The following is a 203-nucleotide window of genomic DNA, read 5'->3' as shown; positions in this document are numbered from 1 at the left end:
CGCCAGTTGGAAATCTCCCGTCTGTTAGGGATTCGTCCTTATAATGCCCTGGCCTTCACCGGACCGATCGCGGTGTTTGTCAGCGTCTTCTTGATGTATCCCTTGGGACAGTCGGGCTGGTTCTTTGCCCCCAGCTTTGGCGTCGCCGCCATCTTCCGTTTTCTATTGTTCTTCCAAGGGTTCCACAACTGGACCTTAAACCC

The 203-nt window shown here is 54.2% G+C and carries 1 pseudogene; it reads left to right on the top strand.

Annotated features, from left to right (window positions below):
• A pseudogene (locus tag LKK83_RS00210) lies at positions 1–203 on the top strand (photosystem II D2 protein (photosystem q(a) protein)); the annotation flags it as partial.

Origin of the sequence: Phormidium sp. CCY1219 (assembly GCF_035615515.1) — a bacterium.
Taxonomy (GTDB): domain Bacteria; phylum Cyanobacteriota; class Cyanobacteriia; order Cyanobacteriales; family Laspinemataceae; genus CCY1219.
Note: the sequence above shows the minus strand (reverse complement) of the source record. Positions and strands in the feature narration are given on the sequence as shown.